This window comes from Mycolicibacillus trivialis, from assembly GCF_002102395.1.
Classification (GTDB): domain Bacteria; phylum Actinomycetota; class Actinomycetes; order Mycobacteriales; family Mycobacteriaceae; genus Mycobacterium; species Mycobacterium triviale.
The window spans coordinates 171,462-190,927 of sequence record NZ_LQPZ01000012.1 but is presented as its reverse complement, the minus strand read 5'-3'; the positions used below and the strand labels follow the sequence as shown (position 1 = coordinate 190,927).

At 68.9% G+C, this 19,466-nt stretch carries 10 protein-coding genes; 3 read left to right on the top strand and 7 right to left on the bottom strand.

Going from position 1 to position 19,466, the window contains the following annotated elements; all coding sequences use genetic code 11:
• Positions 1–88: 88 nt before the first annotated feature.
• Genes AWC30_RS04135 through hrcA form a run of 3 tightly spaced genes read right to left on the bottom strand, consistent with a single transcriptional unit; the run spans position 89 to position 3,053 of the window.
• Positions 89–832: a 16S rRNA (uracil(1498)-N(3))-methyltransferase gene (locus AWC30_RS04135; protein WP_085108924.1), complete on the bottom strand. Its 744-nt coding sequence runs from the start codon at positions 830–832 to the stop codon at positions 89–91.
• A 4-nt stretch (positions 833–836) separates the two neighbouring features.
• Positions 837–1,982, bottom strand: coding sequence for a molecular chaperone DnaJ (dnaJ, locus tag AWC30_RS04130; protein ID WP_085108923.1), 1,146 nt, complete (start codon positions 1,980–1,982; stop codon positions 837–839).
• Positions 1,983–2,009: 27 nt separating this feature from the next.
• On the bottom strand, positions 2,010–3,053 hold the full coding sequence (hrcA, locus tag AWC30_RS04125) for a heat-inducible transcriptional repressor HrcA (protein ID WP_085108922.1): 1,044 nt from the start codon (positions 3,051–3,053) through the stop codon (positions 2,010–2,012).
• Positions 3,054–3,220: 167 nt separating this feature from the next.
• Here hrcA and AWC30_RS04120 point away from each other — a divergent pair, with 167 nt between their 5' ends.
• Complete coding sequence (locus tag AWC30_RS04120) at positions 3,221–3,547, top strand: type II toxin-antitoxin system VapB family antitoxin (protein ID WP_085108921.1); 327 nt, start codon at positions 3,221–3,223, stop codon at positions 3,545–3,547.
• A gap of 19 nt (positions 3,548–3,566) precedes the next feature.
• Here the strand turns inward: AWC30_RS04120 and AWC30_RS04115 are convergent, their stop codons facing one another.
• On the bottom strand, positions 3,567–4,091 hold the full coding sequence (locus tag AWC30_RS04115; RefSeq protein ID WP_085108920.1) for an MTB12 family secreted protein: 525 nt from the start codon (positions 4,089–4,091) through the stop codon (positions 3,567–3,569).
• 173 nt (positions 4,092–4,264) lie between these two features.
• Here AWC30_RS04115 and AWC30_RS04110 point away from each other — a divergent pair, with 173 nt between their 5' ends.
• Complete coding sequence (locus tag AWC30_RS04110; RefSeq protein WP_085108977.1) at positions 4,265–5,629, top strand: SagB family peptide dehydrogenase; 1,365 nt, start codon at positions 4,265–4,267, stop codon at positions 5,627–5,629.
• Here the strand turns inward: AWC30_RS04110 and AWC30_RS04105 are convergent, their stop codons facing one another.
• From AWC30_RS04105 to AWC30_RS04095, 3 genes are read right to left on the bottom strand one after another with little or no spacing between them, the layout of a single operon-like run.
• Positions 5,630–9,124, bottom strand: a complete 3,495-nt coding sequence (locus AWC30_RS04105) for a non-ribosomal peptide synthetase (protein ID WP_085108919.1) — start codon at positions 9,122–9,124, stop codon at positions 5,630–5,632.
• A complete protein-coding gene (locus tag AWC30_RS04100; protein WP_085108918.1) occupies positions 9,121–13,659 on the bottom strand; it encodes a non-ribosomal peptide synthetase in 4,539 nt (1,512 codons plus the stop codon). Before AWC30_RS04100 ends, AWC30_RS04105 begins: the two co-directional genes overlap by 4 nt.
• Positions 13,659–18,692, bottom strand: coding sequence for a non-ribosomal peptide synthetase (locus AWC30_RS04095; RefSeq protein WP_085108917.1), 5,034 nt, complete (start codon positions 18,690–18,692; stop codon positions 13,659–13,661). The genes AWC30_RS04100 and AWC30_RS04095 overlap by 1 nt, the downstream gene beginning before the upstream one ends.
• 191 nt (positions 18,693–18,883) lie before the next feature.
• Here AWC30_RS04095 and AWC30_RS04090 point away from each other — a divergent pair, with 191 nt between their 5' ends.
• A complete protein-coding gene (locus AWC30_RS04090; protein WP_085108916.1) occupies positions 18,884–19,450 on the top strand; it encodes a GNAT family N-acetyltransferase in 567 nt (188 codons plus the stop codon).
• The last annotated feature ends 16 nt before the right edge of the window (positions 19,451–19,466 follow it).

Below are 19,466 nucleotides of genomic sequence, written 5' to 3'. Positions count from 1 at the left end.
TGGTCAGTGCCTGCTTTCGGTGCGGTCGGGCGGCGTACTCGGATTCCTCAGTCTACCGCCGAGCGCGACCGCTCCCCAGCTGTGCCGGTCATGCCCAGCGGCCGGTGAGCACGCCGAGCGCGCCCAGCGCGACCGCGGCGGCCGTCGAGGTGCGCAAGACCGTGGGTCCCAGCCGGGTGGCCCGCGCACCCGCCTCGGTCAGCGTGGCCAGTTCCTCCGCGCCGATGCCGCCCTCCGGACCCACCACCAGCAGCACGTCCGGCGCCCGGTCCACCGCTGGTTCGGCGAGCGGGGTGGCCGCGGACTCGTGCAGCACCAGCGCCAGGGTGCCGGTCGCGACCCTTTCGCCGACCAGCCCGGCCAGCTCCGCGGTGCTGAGCGGTCCGTCGACCTGGGGGATGTGTGCCCGGCGGGACTGGCGCGCCGCCGCGCGGGCCACCGCCCGCCACCGCCGCAGCCCCTTGTCGGCGCGGGCGCCGTCCCAGCGGGCCACGCACCGCGCCGCCGACCAGGCGATGAACGCGTCGGCGCCGGCCTCGGTGGCCAGCTCGATCGCCAGTTCGGAGCGATCCGATTTCGGCAGTGCCTGCACGACGGTGACCGGCGGCGACGGCGCGGCCACCGCGCGGCGGTCCAGGACGCGGGCGCGCAGTCCGTCGCGGTCGGCGGATTCCACCACGCAGTGGGCGAGTTCGCCGGCACCGTCGCCGAGCATCAGCTCCTCCCCCGGCCGGATGCGGCGCACCCGGACGGCGTGGAAGCCTTCTTCGCCGTCGACCTCGGCGAGCGCTCCGGGTTGGGGCAGCGCGTCGACGTAGAACAGGCCGAGCACCGCGTCAGCGTCCGCTGAAGGTCTCGCGCAGCCGGCTGAACAGGCCGCCGCCGGCACTGCTGCCGGCGCCGCGGGCGGAGCGCACGTCGGCTACCTCGTGGCCACGGCGTTCTTTGAGTTGGCGGAGCAGTTCGGTGTCGTGGTTGTCGATCCGTTCGGGTACCAGCACCTCGACGTGGGCGTGCAGGTCCCCGCGCACCCCGGAGCGCAGATGCGGCATGCCGTGGCCGCGCAGGGTCAGCACCGCGCCCGGCTGGGTGCCGGCCGGCACGGTGATCTCGGTGGGTCCGTCGAGGATGGCCTCGACGGTGACGCTGGTGCCCAGCGCGGCGTCGACCATCGGCACCGACAGGGTGCAGTGCAGGTCGTCGCCGTCCCGAACGAAGATCTCGTGCGGCTGTTCGTGGACCTCGACGTAGAGGTCGCCTGCGGGCCCACCGCCGGGCCCCACCTCGCCCTGCGCGGCCAACCGCACCCGCATGCCGTCGCCGACCCCGGCGGGGATCTTCACGTTGATCTCCCGGCGGGCGCGCACCCGGCCGTCCCCGGCGCACTGGTGGCAGGGATCGGGGATGACTTCGCCGACACCGCGGCAGGTCGGACAGGGCCGCGAGGTGAGCACCTGTCCGAGCAGGGAGCGCTGCACGCTCTGCACCTCGCCGCGGCCGCCACAGGTGTCGCACGCCATCGGGACGGAGTCGCCGTTGGTGCCCCGGCCCTGGCACCGGTCGCAGAGCACGGCGGTGTCGACGGTGACCTGCTTGGTCACCCCGGTGGCGCAGTCGGCCAGGTCAAGGCGCACCCGCAGCAGCGAGTCGGCGCCGGGCCGGACCCGCCCGACCGGGCCGCGTGACGCGGCACCACCGCCGAAGAACGCCTCGAAGACGTCCCCGAGTCCACCGAACCCGCCGAAGCCGTTGCCACCGCCGCCGTTTTCCAGCGGGTCACCGCCGAGGTCGACGATGCGGCGCTTCTCCGGGTCGGAGAGGACCTCGTAGGCGACGCTGACCTCCTTGAACCGGGCCTGAGCGGCCTCGTCGGGGTTGACGTCGGGGTGCAGTTCGCGCGCCAGCTTGCGGTAGGCGCGTTTGATCTCCGAGTCGCTCGCGTTGCTGCTCACACCGAGCAGTCCGTAGTAGTCGCGTGCCAACGCCTGACCTTTCCCGCGTGGCGCCCGCTACCGGGCGCCCAGTACTTCGCCGATGTACATAGCAACCGCGGCGACACTCGCGATGGTTCCCGGATAGTCCATCCGGGTGGGCCCCAGCACGCCCATCCCCCCGAACACGGTGCCGCTCGGCCCGTAGGCGGTGGAGACCACCGACGTGCCCGCCATCTGTTCGGCTTCGGTTTCGTGGCCGATCCGCACGGTGACCTTGCCGGTCTCCTGCTGGGCCGCCAGCAACCGTAACACCACCACCTGCTCCTCCAGCGCCTCCAGCACCGAGCGCAGCGATCCGCCGAAGTCGGCGGCGTTGCGGGTCAGGTTGGCGGTGCCGCCGAGCACCAGGCGCTCCTCGGCGGGTTCGACCAGCGATTCCAGCAGCACCGTCGCGGAGCGGCCGACGGCGTCGCTGAGGCCGCCGGCCTGGCCTTCGGGCCGCTCGAAGTGGCTGACCAGGTCGGCGACCGCGATCGAGGCGGCGGAAAGCCGCTTGCCTTCCAGGGCCTGGCCGAGCAGGTCACGCAGTTGGGAGAGCTGCTGCTCGTCGATGGTGTCGCCGAGTTCGACGATGCGCTGATCCACCCGGCCGGAGTCGGTGATCACCACCATCAGCAGCCGCGCCGGGGTCAGTGCGATGACCTCGAGGTGGCGCACGGTCGAGGTCGACAGCGTCGGGTACTGCACCACCGCGACCTGCCGGGTCAGCTGGGCGAGCGTGCGTACCGCGCGTCGCAGCACGTCGTCGAGGTCGAGGCCGGATTCCAGAAACGACAGGATCGCGCGGCGTTCGGCCGACGAGAGCGGCTTGACCCCGTCGAGCCGATCCACGAACTCCCGGTACCCCTTGTCGGTGGGCACCCGCCCCGAGCTGGTGTGCGGCTGGGTGATGTAGCCCTCCGCCTCGAGCACCGCCATGTCGTTGCGCACGGTCGCCGAGGAGACGCCCAGATTGTGCCGTTCGACAAGAGCCTTCGACCCGACCGGCTCCTGGGATTGCACGAAGTCGGCGACGATGGCGCGCAGCACATCGAGGCGACGATCGTCGGCGCTTCCCATCGCTGTCTCCACCTCCTTGGTCGGCTCCAGTTTACGGGCCTTGCCAGGGGTTTTTGCCAACCGTTAACAGCGGCGCCGGTCGCCTCGTGCGGGACGGCGACTAGCCTGGGTTCCCATGGCCCGGTCTCATCCTCTGCTTTGTCCCGCTCGGTGTCGATGAGCCGCTCATGATCTTCAAAGGGGTCCGGGACGGCAAGCCTTATCCCGAGCACGGATTGTCCTATCGGGACTGGTCGCAGATCCCGCCGCGGCAGCTGCGCCTCGACGAGCTGGTCACCACGACGACGGTGCTGGCCCTCGACCGGCTGCTGTCGGAGGATTCGACCTTCTACGGCGACCTGTTCCCGCACGCGGTGAAGTGGAAGGGGATCGTCTACCTGGAGGACGGTCTGCACCGTGCGGTTCGCGCCGCATTGCGGAACCGCACGGTGCTGCACGCCCGGTTGTTCGACATGGACGTGCTCGGGCACCACGCGCTGCCGACGGAGGGCTGAGGCGCGCGGTGCGGCTGCCTCAGTTCGGCAGCCGTCCCACGATCGCCTCCACCAGTTCGTCGCCGGCGGCCTGGGAGAGCATCCAGCCGTTCTGGTTGACGAAGGTGACGTTCTTCTCGATCGGCGAGGCCATCTTGGGTCCGGTGACGGTGACGTCCGAGGTGACCGTGTTCTCACCGGCCGCGGTGATGTTGTCGGCGGTGAAGGTCAGCGGCAGCGCGCCGTGGTGACCGGCTTCGCGCAGCTTGTGATTGAACACGTTGGCGCGGTGGTGGTCCAGGCCGCCGGCGACCAGGTCACTCTTCACCTCGTCGGAGACCTGCGGGTCGACGAGGTTGTCGAGGATCCCGGTGAGTTCTTCGGCGGTCGGCAGCGCGGTGGCCGGGTCGGCGGGCTCCGGTGCCGGCGGCGGGTCAAGCGGCAGCGGGGCGTCGAACGCCACGGGCCGCGGCGCGATCGGCGCCTCGGCGACCGCGGGCGCAACCGCGGTGGCACCCAGCACTGCGACGGCGGCCGCACTGGTGGCGAACAGCTTGATCGTCATGTTCCATCTCTTCCGTGTCGGTGAAATCGGTTCCGGTCGTTACCGATACTTAATCACGAGGTGTGTCGCCGTGCGGCGCAGTTGCGTTACGACGGGGGCCGCCACGGCGCTCGCTACGCTCGGGGTCGCACCGTGTACCCGGACGAAAGAGGCTGGCCGTGACCGCTGAACCCGTGCCCGCGCCGGCTTATCCGCCGCAGAGCAGCTACGCGTTCGCACCGGGGGTCACCTGCGTGACGACGCCGGCGGGGGCGGTACTGCTCAACCCGCCGCGCAGCGAGAAATTGTCCCGGCTGCCCACCGAACAGCTCGCCGTGCTCAAAACGTTGAATCTCGGTCCCGCCACGCTGGCGCAGCTGTCGTCTTCGGCCGATCCGGCGACGGTGGGCGCGCTGATCGACCAGCTCCTGGCCGACGGCTGGTTGGCGGTCGATGTCTGCGACGACGACGGGGAGCGCTACCGCGTCGAGCCGTTCGATCGGCCCGTCCCGTCGGTTGCGCCGCGCCAACCGGGGCAGCGGGTCCTCTCGCGGTTCGCGGTGGTGCACCGCGACCGGGACGGGTTCGTGGTGGAGCATCCGCTCGGCTGGTGTGACATCCGCATCGGTGATGCGCGGCTGCTGCCGCTGCTCGATGGCGAGGCGGCTGCGGAGGTGCCCGAGGCGTTGGCCGCCCGGTTCGTCGCCGACCTGAGCAGGGGCGGCTTCCTGGTGGCCGCGGGCGAGACCGAACCCGATTTGGCGACCGCGGGCTGGAGCACACCGGATCTGTGGTTCCACCGGCGCAGCACGCTCGGATCCCGCACGGTGAGCTGGGAGCGGTTCGGTCCCACCAAGTGGGCCAAGGACCGGTTCCCGCAGCCGCCGGCTCGTCGCGAGACCTACCCGGGCGACCCGGTGCGCTTGACCACGCCGGACCTGGCGACCGCCCGAGCCGCTGATCCGCCGCTGACGGCGGTTCTGGAGGACCGGGTGTCCACCCGCGAATTCGACGATGCCGCACCGATCACCGCCGATCAGCTCGCCGAGCTGCTCTACCGCGCCGCCCGGACCCGCGGCAGCCACACCGTCGGGCCCGGCGAAGAGTTGCTGTCGCGGCCGTATCCGTCCGCCGGCGGGGTCTACGAACTCGAGGTGTATCCGGTGGTGCGTCACGTCGCCGGCTTGGCGGCAGGCATGTATCACTACGACTCGTTCGATCACGTGCTGCGGCCGGTCGCCGACGGTGAGTCGAAAGCCGTGCAGCAGTTGCTCAAACCGGCATCGGCGACGCTGGCCGGCGGCGCGCAGCCGCAGGTGTTGCTGGTTGTCGCCGCCCGGGCCGGGCGCCTGTTGTGGACCTATGAACAGATCGGTTATGCGCTGCTGCTCAAGGACGTCGGGGCGCTGATGCAGACCCTCTATCTGGTCGGCACGGCAATGGGGATCGGTGTGTGCGCGCAGGGTTATGCCGACACCGCGAGCTTCGCCGCGGCCACCGGGTCGGCCGAGTTGGCGGAGTCCGCGGTGGGCAGCGTCGTGGTCGGGTCCGCCCGGTGATCATCCGGCGGCCATGACCTCCTCGTCGGTGAGCGCCGCCACCTCCAGGTAGATCCGCGCGACCGCGGGCAGCCGATCCGGGGTGCCGAGGTCGGACTCGCGCTGCCGCAGCCGCGCAGCCAGCCCGGCCACGCTTCGGCCGGCGAACAGGTCGGCGACCACCGCGTGTTCGGTCTGCAACCAGTCGCGCACCCGGGCGATGACGGTGGTCGCCAGTACCGAGTCGCCGCCGAGGGCGAAGAAGTCCCGGGTGACACCGACCGACGGCACGTCCAGCACCTCGGCGACCAGTGCGGCCAGCGCGGCTTCGAGGTCGTCGGCCGGCGGTACCTCGGAAACGGGCTCGGTTTCGGCCGCCAGCAGTACGGTCACCGCGCGCCGGTCGAGTTTTCCGTTGGGGGTCAGCGGCATCCGATCCAACACGACGATCGGGTCGGGAACCATGTAGTCCGGCACCAGTTCGGCGACGGCCGCGGCGATCGCGTCGGTGTCGGTCACACCATCCGCACCGTCGGCCTCGACGGTCACCGCGGCCACCAGCTGCGGTGCGGCCGAGCCGATCACGGTGGCTACGGCGTTGCGGACCCCGGGCCCGGCACGCAGCGCCGTCTCGACCTCACCGAGTTCGACCCGGTAGCCGCGCAACTGGACCTGGTTGTCGGCTCGACCGAGGAATTCCAGCGTGCCGTCCGGCCAGTAGCGGGCCATATCGCCGGTGCGGTACCAGCGCAGCCCGTCGTGCTCGATGAAGCGCTGCGCGGTGCGTTGCGGGTCGTTGCGGTAGCCGGCCGCCACGTTGACCCCGCCGACCCAGAGCTCGCCGGGCACCCAGTCCGGGCAGTCCCGGCCGGCCGGCGAGACCACCCGACAGCAGGTGTTGCGTAACGGTATTCCGAACGGAATCGTCGTCCAATGGTCCGGCGGGTCGCCGGTGACCTCGCAGATGGTGTTGTGGATGGCGGCTTCGGTTGCGCCGCCGAGTCCGGCGAATCGGCAGTCTGGCACTTGGCGGGCCAGTCGCCGGGCCAGGTCGGCACTCACCCAGTCGCCACCGAGTATCACCGCCCGCAGCGAGTCGCCGAGCCGGTCGCCACCGAGTTCGAGCAGCATGTCGAGCAGGCTCGGGACGCAGTTGAGGACCGAGACCCGGTGGGCGCGCAGCAATTCCACCCAGGAGGTAGGTGTGGCACGTTGGACGGTGTCGAGAACCACCACCGAGCCGCCGACTGCGAACATGCCGAATATGTCGTAGACCGACAGGTCGAATTCCAGCGCCGAGAGCGCCAACGTCCGGTCGGCCGAATCGATTCCGAACCAGTCGTTGAGCGCGTCAATGGTGTTCATCGCGCCGCTGTGGTGACACTCCACGCCTTTGGGCTCACCGGTGGAGCCGGACGTGTAGATCACGTAGGCGATCTCGTCGGAGTGCGGTCGCTCCGCACCGGGAAGCGGTGGATGGGTTCGGGCGGCGTCGATGTCGAGCACCGGGAGATCGACGTCCACTCGGGTGGTTGCGTTCGTGAGCACGGCGACGGCGTCGGCGCTGGCGAGGATCTTGTCGCGGCGGGCGGGCGGCTGGTCCACCCCGATCGGCACATAGCTGGCGCCTGCGCTCAATACCGCGAGAACGGCGAGCACCTGGTCGGGTCCTTTGGGCAGGTGCACCGCGACGGTGTCGCCCGCGCGGACCCCGCGGTCGTGCAGCGCAGCGGCGACGGCCAGTGCCTGGTCGGCGAGTTCGCGGTAGGTCCAGTGACCGGCCTCCGCACCCAGCCCCCAGTGCACGGCCGGCGCATCCGGTTGCGTCGCGGCGTGGTCGAAGAACCCGGTGTGCAGGCAGCGGCCGCTCGTCGGGCCGGCGGTGGCGTTGACCGCGGCGCGGGTGCGAGCCTGCTCCGCAGGCAGGTGTACGGCCGCTTCGGCGGCCCAGCCGGCGTCGCCGTCGGCGAGTCGCTGTACCGCGGCGGTGAACCGGGCGAACATCGCGTCGATCAGCCCGGGCGGGAACATCGCGTCACGCACATCCCAGTTCAGCAGCAGACCGCCGCGCACCTCGGTGATCTGGGCATCGAGCAGGACCTGTGGTCCCTGCGAGACGATCCAGACCGGATCGCCGAACGCCTCGAGCACCACGTCGGAGAACAGTTCGCCGAGGTCGAGTGCGCTGGTGAACACGATCGGTGCCAGTACCGGCGCGCCGTGGTGTCGGCCCAGGTCGCGCAGCACATCCAGTCCCGGGTAGCCGCCGTGGGCGGCGCTGTCATACATGCGGTGTTGCAGTTCGCGGGCCCGGTCGGTCACCGCTACCGGCTCGGTGACGTCGACGTCGAGCAGGACTGAGGAGGTGAAGTCGCCGATCACGCGGTCGACGTCGGGGTGCAGCGGTTCGCGTTGGAACAGCGGGATGTTGAGCAGGAAGCGGGGCTGGGCCGACCAGCCGCCGATGGTGTCGGCGAACACCGCGGCCACCGCCATTGCCGGGGTGATGCCGCGGGCGTGCGCGGCCGCGGTGAGCCGCTGTTTCGCTGCCGGCGGCAACCAGTGGTCGCGGCGAACGGTGCGGTGGGCGGCGTTCGGGTCGCCGACCGCCACGATCGGCAGGTCGGGGGCGCCGGGCAGGTCGGCCAACCGACGCTGCCACCATTGCCGGTCGCGCTCCCGGGTGTGCGGGTCGGTGCGCCGTTCGGCCAGATAGCGCCGGTAGGTGTAGCCGGGTGCGGCCGGCGCCGCGCCGCGGTAGCGGTCGGCCAGTTCGGCCACCAGGACCCGGTAGCTGAGGGCGTCGGCGGCCAGCATGTCGACGTCGATGTGCAGCCGCGCGCGGTTGTCGCCGTAGCGGGTCAGCGTGACGTCAAGGACTTCGCCGTCCTCGACGGCCAGCCGCTGGTGGGTCTTGCGGTCGCGCATCTCGGTGAGTACGGCCTCGACGGTGTCGGCCGGCCGGTCGCGCAGGTCGACGGTGTGGAAGACCGGGCGGGTGGGTGCGGGCAGAGTCTGTTGGGTGCCGTCGGGCAGGAATCGGGTGCGCAGCATGGGGTGGTCCGCGATGAGGTCGGCCACGCCGCGTTCGAGGCGGTGCGGGTCGATGCCGTCACCGTCGAATTCGACGTAGAGGTGGGCGGCGACCCCACCGAGGTGTTGTTCGGCGGACCGCCCGATCCAGTAGGCGTGCTGCATGCCGGCCAGCGGGAACGGGGTGGCGTCGTCGGCGGATTCCTCGGGCTTCCCATCGGCCGGCCCGGGGATCGCACCGGTGGTAGTTGCCGGTGTGGCGCCGGCCAGCAGCGCCGCCCAGGCGGCGATGGTCGGGGTGGCGGCCAGTTCGGCGAAGGTGATGGTGACGCCGTGTTTGCGCCAGCCACCGGCCATCGCCATGATGGCGATCGAGTTCAGGCCGGCCTGGATCAGGTCGTCGTCATCAGCCAACACTGTTGGCGCGCAATCCAGTTGCTCAGCGATGGCGCTGCGGATGTCGTCTTTGTTGAGTGGGCTCATGCTGATCTTCCCTCCCGGTCCAGCGCAGCCGCCAGAGCCGCGATGCTGCGCTGCCAGAACGTGGTGAGCACGTCGATGTCCGCGGCGGTGAACAAGGCGTCGCTCCACAGCCAGGTGGCGCTGAGTTGCGGTCCGTCGGGCGTGCCTTGTACAGCGACGCTGAGGTAGACGGCGAACCGCAACGGCAGCTCCGGTTCGGGATCGACGGGCAGCGCCGCCATCTCCGGTCCGGTCAGCACCGACCAGGGCTGGTCGCTGATGCCGGCCAGATCCAGGCGGCCCAGGTAACTGAACATCAGCTGCGGTTCGGGCCGGGCCGCCAGTTCGGAGTCGCCGGTACCGCCGGTGACGTAGCGCAGCAGCCCGTAGTCCAGGCCGTCGTGGGGTAGCTGCCGCAGGTGGTCGCCGACCGCATCGAGCAGCGCGCCGGCCGCCCACGGGTCGCACTGATCGGCGAGGGTCGCGGCCTCCCCGGCGCCCAGCCGGACCGGGTAGGCGCTGGTGAACCAGCCCACCGTGTTGGTGGTGTCGGCGTCCAGAATCGTGTCGGCCCGGCCGTGGCTGTCCAATGCGATGAGAGCGCCGGTGCTCGGGTCCTCGCCGCGATGACGGCGCCAGCTGGCGATCGTCATCGTGGTTGCCGCCAGCAGGAATTCGTGCAGGGTGTCGTCTCGGCCGAGCGCAGCCAGCACCACTTCGGTGCGTTCGGTCGGGGTGACGGTGGTGGTGGGTCGCAGGGTGGCCCAGCGGTCTCGGCCGGGGTCCAACGCCCGGTGCCCCAGCGGCGGATCGGGTGCGGCGAGCTGGTCCAGCCAGTAGTCGCGTTGGGCGACGACGTCGGCGGTGTCGGCTCGTTGCCACATCAGTTGCGACCAGCGTCGGTAGCCGGTGGCTTCCGGCAGGGTCGTCGGGGCTGTGCCGGACTGCAGAAGCTGCCAGGCTTCGGCGAGGTCGGTGGCGATGATGTGCCAGGACACCACGTCGACGACGAGGTGATGGGCGGTGAGCAGCAGTATCTCCTGCTGCCCGGAGAGCCACACGGCGCGCACCATCGCGCCGGCCCGCGGGTCGATCTGGTCGTTGGCGCGACGGGCCGTTGCGGTGATCGTGGCGCCCAGGTCGGCGTTCGGGTCGACCGGCAGCCGGCTGATGAGGTCACCGGCGCGGACGGCGCCCGCTTCCCGGGTGACGAGTCTGGGTCCGTCGGCGGTGTCGACCAGGCTGGAGCGCAGGGCGGGGTGCCCGTCGAGTAGCGCCTGCAGGGTCTGCTGCAGCGTCGACAAGTCGATGTCGCGGGGCAGGCGTACCAGCAGGGTGTTGGTGAAGCGGCGGTAGTGGCCGTACTCGAACAGCCACGACACGATGGGCAGCGGCGGGACGGGCTCGTGGTCGGTTTCTTCTTCGCGGTGGCCGACCGGTCGCGCCGTGGTTGCGGTGTCGATCGCCGCGGCGAGTTGACGGATTGTCGTCGCGCTGAACAGTGTTTTGGGGCTGACGGCCAGCCCATGCCGCTGGGCCTTGCGGACCAGTGCGATCGCCACGATGCTGTCGAGGCCGAAGGCGAACAGGTCGTCGTCGAGGTGCGGGACGACACCGTTGAACTGTTCGGCGACGATCTCCGCGAGTACCCGTTCTGTCTCGGTGCCTGCGACGGCGCCCCCGGTACCGGCGAAGGCGTCTCGCGCCGACGCTTCGAGCGCCGCCGTGTCGATCTTGCCGTTGACGGTGACCGGCAGCTGCGGCAGCGTCAGGATCCGCGCCGGGATCATGTAACCCGGCAGTCGCTCTCGCAGTGCCGCCCGCAGAGCGGGGAGGTCGTCGGCGGGGCCGTCGCCGTGGGCACCGGCTACGAAACCGACCAGCAACGGGCCGGTGTCACGGCTGAGCACCACCACCGCCGCGTCGTGCACGCCCGGCTGGTCGCGCAGCGCTGCTTCCACGTCACCGATCTCGACCCGGTAGCCACGGATCTTGACCTGGCTGTCGCCCCGGCCGAGGTAGGCGTAGCCACCGTTCGGCAGGCGACGGACCAGATCTCCGGTGCGGTACATGCGCCGGCCCGGCCGGTACGGGTCGGCGACGAAGCTCGCCGCAGTCAGGGCGCTCTGCCCGATGTAGCCGCGGGTGAGTTGCCCACCGGCGAGGTACAACTCCCCCACCACACCGGTGGGCACCGGCCGCAGCCACGAATCCAGCACGTAGCCGCCGGTTCCGGTGTTGGCGGTGCCGATCGTCGGTGACGGGAACCGGTCCACCGGCGCCACGACGGCCTCGACCGTGGTCTCGGTGGGGCCGTAGCAGTTGTAGACCGCCAGCGGCGTCAGTTGCCGCAGTTGACCCCAGAGGGCGGCGTCGATCGCTTCGCCGCCCAGCGCCAACACCGACAGGTTGTGGTCGAGCAGTCCGGCGGCACGCAGTTGGCCGAACATCGACGGCGTGGTGTCGATCATGTCGATGCGGTGTTCGGCGATGCCGGCCACCAGTCGATCGGCGTCGCGCATCGCATCGTCGTCGAACAGGTGGATCGCGTGTCCGTCCAGCAGACCGACCAGCGGTTGCCACGAGGCGTCGAAACCGAACGACCAGGCGTGGGCGATGCGCAGCGGCCGGCCGAGCCGGTCGCGGGCCGGAACGTAGACGCGGTCGCGGTGATCGGCGAAGTAGGACAGCAGTGCAGCGTTGGTGCCGACGACGCCTTTGGGTTCGCCGGTGGAGCCGGAGGTGAAGATGACGTAGCCGGCCTGCTCCCCGTGGCGCAGCACATCCGGTGCGGCAGCGGGCTGATCGGCGATGCGCCGGTCGACGGTTTCGTCACCGAGGGCGAGGACGGGCAGCTCGGTTGACGGTGACTCTGCGCCCGCCACGGTGAGAACCAGGACGGGCCGGGCTTGCCGCAGCATCGCGGCGACGCGTTCGGCGGGCAGCGCGAGGTCGACCGGGAGGTAGGCGCCTCCGGCGGCAAGTACCGCCAGGATGGCGATGACGGTCTGCGGTGACCGCGGCAGCGCGAGGGCGACGACGGTTTCCGGGCCGACGCCGTGTTCGGCGAGTTCGGCGGCGAGACGGGCGGCGTGGTCGTGCAACTCGGCGTAGCTGTAGCGCTCGGTGGCCCCGAATGTCAACGCCGTCGCGTCGGGGGTGGCGGCGGCTTGCTGCGCGAAGGCCTGCCAGACCGTTTCCGTTCCGATCGAATGCGCCTGCCAGTCGGCATGCCCGGCGTGTTCGGCGGCGGTGAGGACGTCCAGCGCATCGGGTCCGGCATCGCCGATGTCGGGCAGTTGCCGAAGTACGGCGAGCAGTCGCTCGCCGATCTCGTCGCCGGGCAGGTGCGGTAGCGCCTCCGGAATGGCTTCGATCACCACGACGAGTTCATCACCGCTGAGGTGGGCCACGACGGTGAGCGGGTAATGGGTGAGGCTCTCCATCTCGATCGGGGTGAAGGTGGCGCCGTCGGGGGTGGTGACGGTTTTCACCGCGTCGCCGATCGGTGCGTTCTCGAAGACGAACATGCTGTCGAACAACGCGCCGCGGCTGTGTGCGCGCTGGATCTCGGTGAGGCTGAGGTAGCCGATATCGCGCATGGCGGAGGTCTGGTGTTGTAGCCGGCGGCACTGGTCGATCACCGAGGCGGTGGCGTCGATCGTGTGGGTGACCGGGACCGTGTTGATGAACAGCCCGACCATGGTCTCGACGCCGCGCAGACGTTCAGGGCGCCCGGAGACCACGGTGCCGAATACCACGTCGCGTCGGGACGTCAATCGACTCAACAGGGCCGTCCAACCGAACATCACGGCGGTGCTCAGCGTCAGTCCCGATTGCGCTGCCCACGACTGCAGACGGGCGGTCGCGGCCCCCTCCAGGAACAGCATCGCCTTCGTCGGAACGGAATTCTCCGGCGCCCCGGTCTCCGCCACTATCAACGGCGCCGGCGTCTTGCTCAGATACTGTTGCCAGGCCCGCGTTGCGGCGTCGGCGTCCTGTTTCGCAAGCCACACGATGTAGTCGCGGTACAGCGGTGGCGACGGCAGGCCGTCCGTCGAACCGCCCGCACGGTAAACGGCCAACATCTCGGTGAAGAACACCGCCAGCGACCAGCCGTCCATCAGGATGTGGTGGACGGTGATGATCAGCCGACGCCGTGTCTCGCCGGGCACCGTGATCAACAAGGCACGCATCGCGGGGCCTTGGGACAAGACGAAAGGGCGGGTCCGTTCTGTCCGGGCGAGCGCGTCAAACCGGCTCGGGTCCGCGCAACGCTCGGTCCACGGTAGTTCGGCCTGCGTGGGAATGATCTGAACCGGGCGCGGGACTTTCTCGTCCCAGAATGCCGCGCGCAGGTTCGGGTGGCGGACCAGCATGGCCGCTGCGCTTTTTCGCAGCAGTTCGACGTCGACCGGTCCGTCGATGTCGATGACGAATTGCATCGTGTAGAGGTCGATGTCGTCGGCGAGGCGGTGCAGCGCGTACAGACCCTCTTGAAGCGGGCTGAGCGCGAGGACGTCCTCGATTTCGGTTGTGGTCCCGGTCTGCGGCATCAGTTCTGCTGCCATGCTGCGGTGAGATCTGACAATGCCTCTGCGCTCAACCCCGAAGCGCTCATCGGCGTGTATTCGGGTTCGGGTTGATCAGAGGCGGGTTCTGCCGGTGCGTCTGTCGAATCCACCGCTGCGGCGAGATCGCCGATGGTCATGCATTCGAACACCATCGCAGGAGTCAGAGCCAGCCCCTGTTTCGCCGCCTGAGCCGACCACTTGATGGCGATGATGCTGTCCCCGCCGAGCGCGAAGAAGTTGTCGTCGCGCTCGACTCCGGTGATCTCGAGGAGTTCCTCCAGGATCGATATCAGTGCCGCCTCGGTCTCGGCTGAACCGGCGACCGCCGGGGCTGGGCTCGGTTCCTCGTTGTGCTCCACAGGTGGCGGCGTGAGCAGGGCGGCCAGAGATTCCGCCGGCAGCACCTCAAGGGTCGATATCGCCGAATCCGGCTCGGTTGCGAAGGCGTCCAACGTTGCACGTAGCGCGTCGGCGATCAAGGTCACCAGGTGCGAATCGAAAAGCTCGGCGTTGGCGACGGTTCGTACGGCGACCTCTCCGGCGGGGGTCACCGCCATCGCAATGTCCAGATCCAGCAGGGAAACATCGAGGTCCAACGGTATGACCTCAACGCTCGTCGTCCCGGAGTCGACGAGCGCGCGGCCGGCGCGCACCCAGTCCTCACCTCGGAAATGCAAGGTGTTTTGGTAGAACGGGTTCCGAAATGCCGACCTGGTCGGTTTGATCGCCTCAACGAGTCGTTCGATCGGTACTTCCTGGTGTGCGAACGCGTCCAGCACGGTGTCACGGCTACGGTCGACGATCTCGCGCAAGGCCGGGTCACCGGTGAGATCGGTGCGCAGTGCAATGACGTTGGCGAACAGCCCCACCAGCTCCGAGGTTGCCTCGTCCACCCGGGCGGCGACCGGGCTACCCACCGCGATGTCTGTACCGGCGCCGAGTTTGTGGAGTAAGGCAGCGACGACGGCTTGGTAGACCATGAACTCGCTCGCACCGGTCGCTCGGGCCAGTTCAAGCAATCCTCGGCGTCTTTCCGCGGGGAGCAGGAAGTGAGCGACCGATTTCTCGTTCTGTCCGTGAGTTCGTCCGCGGGGCCGCTCGGGTGCGATCATCACCTCGTCGGGCAACCCGGCCAGTGCATCGCGCCAGTGCGCGATCTCTCGAGCTCCCCAATCGCTCGGCACGTCGAAAGCCTCGCGCTGCCAACGGGCGTAATCACCGAACTGGACCGGCAGCTCGGCCCAGCGCGGGGCGCGCCCCGCGTGGCGCGCACGGTAGGCCTCGATCAGGTCGTCGACAACGACTTCCAACGACCGGTGGTCTCCCACTATGTGGTGAACGATCGCGACCAAAACGTGAGTCGTTGCGTCGACGGTCAGCAATTCGGCTCGGATCAGCGGTCCGTTTTCAGGGTGTAGAACCTCGCGACGCAGCGTGCTGATGCGCTCATCGATCTCATCCGCCCGGATGTGGTGTTCCGGGAGTTCGATTCGCCACTCCGCGTGCACGACTTGGTAGGGCAGTCCGTCATGCTCGGCGAACGTGGTCCGCAACGCGTCGTGACGCTCGACCACATCGTTGAGCGCGTCGGTGAGCGCGCCCAGATTCAGCGGTCCGTCCATGCGCAGCGCCAACGGAAGGTTGAACGCATCCCGAGGCCCGCCGAGTCGGTGTTGGAACCAGGTGGCGAGCTGCGAGTAAGACAAAGGGTATTCGTTGTGCCGGCCCGCGCCGGTCAGTTCCGGACGAATTGAATCGGCCTCCTGCGGTGCCTCGACCTGGGCCGTGGGAGCCGGCTCTTCGCCGCCGATTTCGTCTAGATCGATGTCGAATTCGGCCCGGAATTGTTCGACCAGCTGACTGGCAAGGCCAGCCGGTGTGGGGGCGTCGAACACGGCGCGGACGGTCAGGTCCACACCGAATTCGGATCTGATCTGCGCAACCAGACGCGCCGCCAGGAGGGAGTGGCCGCCCAATTCGAAGAAGGAGTCCTCCGCTCCGACCGGGCGGTCACTGAACAGCGCACCGAAAATGGCGCACATCCGTGATTCCGTCGGCGTTCTGGGCTCGCGTTGAAGGGTTCCCATCGCCCGGGTCGGTATCGGTAGTGCTTTTTTGTCGAGCTTCCCGTTCACCATCAGCGGGACACTCGGGATCAGCGCGTACGCACTGGGCAGCATGTAGGCGGGCAGCTTTGCAGCCGCGTGGGCGCGCACCTCGTCGAGGGCGATCTCGGCAGCGGGCACGATGTACGCGGCCAACACCGGTCCGTGCTCGCCGTCAACGACCGCGGCAACGCACTGGCGCACGGCGGGATGGGCGCCGACAACGGATTCGACCTCACCGAGTTCGATCCGAAAGCCCCGGATCTTGACCTGGTCGTCGGCGCGTCCGACGAATTCCAACTCCCCCGCGTGATTGCGGAAGACGAGATCGCCGGTGCGATACAGACGTCCCCCGGCGGTGAACGGATCAGCGATGAACCGGGCTGATGTCAGCGCTGGTTGCCGCAGGTAACCGCGGGCCAACTGTTGGCCGCCCAAATACAGTTCACCGGTCACTCCGGCTGGTACGGGTTGCAGCGCCTGATCGAGGACGTAGGTGTGAACATTCCGGTTCGGAATGCCGATCGGCACGGTCGCGTCGCCATACGGCTTGGTGACGGCGTGGTGGGTCGAACACACCACCGCCTCGGTCGGCCCGTAGTGATTTCGCAGCTCGGCGTCGAGCAGCCGGCTGAACCGATCTGCGACCGGGCCGGGCAGAGCTTCGCCGCCGACCGGGATGTGCCGTAGGTTCCGCCATCTGCCGGGGTCGGCGTCGTGCAGCAGCGCGTCGAGCATTGAGGGGACCATGTGCAAGACGGTGACGCCATGCCGATCGACTGTCGCTGCGACGTAGTCGATGTCTGACATCGCGCCGGCTTTCGGCACCACCAGGGTCGCGCCGGTGGTCAAAGGCATGAAGATATCGGCGAGGGACGCGTCGAAACTGACCGACGACGACTGCAGCAGCCTGTCTTCAGCGGTGAGGTTCCATTCGGCGACGAAACCGATGAGGTGGTCGGCGATCGCACGGTGGGCGACGGCGACTCCCTTGGGCTGTCCGGTCGACCCGGAGGTGTAGATGACGTACGCGAGGTTCTCCGGCCGCAGCGGCCGAATGCGGTCCGCGTCGCTCACGTCGGCATCCGAGTGCCGGGCGGCTGCGGTCTCCGCAGCGGCGATGCCCTCCCGGCCGAGGACCATGTGCGGGTCGGTGTCTCCGATGAGGTAGTCGATACGGTCGGCGGGGTACGCCGGGTCGATCGGAAGATAGGCGGCTCCGGACTTCAGCACAGCCAACGCGGCGACCAGGAACTCCACCGAGGTGCCCAGCTGCAATCCGATGATGTTCTCGGCACCGGCGCCGTTGCCGACCAGCCAGCGTGCGAGTCGGTTTGCGCGCCGGTGCAGTTCGGTGTAGGTCAGTTCTTCGTCGTCGGAGACCACGGCGCATCGGTGTGCGTTCTTTGCGGCGACGGTTTCAAGCAGCGAGACCAAGGTGGTCGCCGGCGTCTCGACCAGATCGCCGCGAGACATCGTGAGTAAGGCGGTTCGTTCACCCGCATCGAGCATCTCGGTCTCGGCGAGGCGCCGGGACGGGTCGGCGAGGGCTTCGGTGAGCAACCGCTCGAGGTGCCGGACCAATTGGTCGACGAGACGACTGCTCAGCACCTCGGTTTGGTATTCGAGTTCGAGGAACACACCGTCGGTTTCGGAGACCACCGTCAAGGACAGCGGGACCTCGGTGGTGGCCGGCGCTACGTCCATCTGTTCGGCGTCGATCCCGTCCCATCGGATGCCGTCGACGCTGCCACGCATGCTGAAGCCCAGTGACGCAAGAGCACCCAGCCCGTCGTGGCGAGAGGTCCGGTCCGGATTGACTTCGCGGACCACCACGTCGACTCCCGTTCCCTGGTGGGCGTACCCGTCGCGGCAGGTGTCCCGGACCCGGGCGGCCATGGTTTCAAAGGTGTCGGTGGCACCGGCCGTGATCCGCAACAGCAGGGTGTTGCCGAAGTAGCCGATCGCGCCTTGTGCCCGCGCGGACCGGTTGACCACCGGGACGCCGACGAGGAAGTCGGTCGCACCGGTGTAGCGGCGGATCACTGCCCCGAAGGCCGCCAACAGCACCATGAACGGGGTCGCCGAGTGCTGGCGGGCGAAGTCGCCGACTTGCTCGTAAAGCCGGTCGGGTAAGCGGTGGCGAGTGTGGGCAGCCGTCCGGGAGGGAGATGTCGAGGTTGCGCCCGGGAATTCGACCGGGCCGGGCAGCGACGCCAGGTTGTCACGCCAGTAGCGAATGTCGTTGTCGTGGGTGTCCGGACGTGCACCGAGCACTTCGGCGACCAGATATTGCGGGACGTGCGGGTCCAGTCGGCGGCCGTTGTAGGCGGCGTTGAGGTCGGTGAAGAAGACCGGCCACGATTCGTCGTCCCAACAGATATGGTGCGCGACGATCAGGAACACCGCTTCGTCGGTGGCCAGCCGAACCAGGGTCAGTCGAATCGGCAACTCTGTGGACAGGTCGAACGGGCGACCGAATTCCGTGTGGGTGATCGATTCGATCCGTTGGTTGCGCTCTGATTCGGGAAGTCCGCTGAGGTCGTCGCTTTGCCAGGGCAACTCGACGTGCTCTTTGAATTGTTGGTAGGGAACTCCTTCGGAGTCTGTGCCATATGTCGTGCGCAGGATGGCGTGTCGCGCCAGCACGGCGGACGCCGCGTCGCGAAGCCGGCCTTCGTCTATCGCTCCGCTCAGCCGGTAGCCGACGCCGATGTTCAAGGTCGGGTCGGTAGGGGCCAGTGTTTGCAGAAACCACATTCGCCGCTGACCGCTCGACAGCGGGTAGGGCTGCTCGGCTTCGGCGGCGATGTGTTCGGCTGGTTCGGTGGACGTGATACCGCTCTCCGCGATGCGCTTGCGCATCAACTCCCGTCGACGGTCACGTATCGAGTCGGCGTCGCCCGCCATCTGTGTCTACCCCTCGCGTCCAAGTCGTCTGCATCGCTGGTCGCCGTGTTGCCGTGGCGGCGGTCGTCGTCGCAGCGCGGTGCGAACGTCGTCAGCCGGAGCAACAATCGACTTAGCCTAGGCTATGCTAAGCGCCGCGACCCGAGCCCCGGGGGTCCCCCGGGCTGGCCATTTCGACGGGAAGGCATCGTGTGACCGCCGTACCGGACTTCTCCCAGCGTCGCTCTGCCGTCGATCACGCGGAGTTCGCCGGCGAATTCTCGCTGCGCCCGTTGGATATCGACCGTGACCTCGACCTCATACACGGCTGGATGAATGATCCCGACGTGGCCGAATTCTGGCGAAAGGCCTGGCCACGTGAGCACATCGCCGCCTATCTCCGCGACCAGCAGCAGAGTTCTCACTCCGCCGCCTACGTCGGGGAGTTGTCGGGGGCGCCGATGAGTTACTGGGAGCTCTACCGCGCCGACCTCGACCCGCTGGCCGAGTACTACCCGGCATGCGCGCACGATGCAGGCGTACACCTGCTGATCGGACCGACCCACTGCCGCGGCCGCGGGCTGGCCGAGACGTTGCTGCGATTGGTCTCCGGCTGGCAGTTGGCCGCCGATCCGAAGGCGACTCGGGTGGTCGGCGAGCCCGACGTCCGCAACGAGCGGGTCATCCGCGTTGCGGAGCGCGCGGGGTTCCGTCGTGTCACGACGATCGATCTACCCGACAAGCGTGCCGCCCTGATCATTCGCGAGCGCCCAAGCTAGACGTCCGGCACCGCGA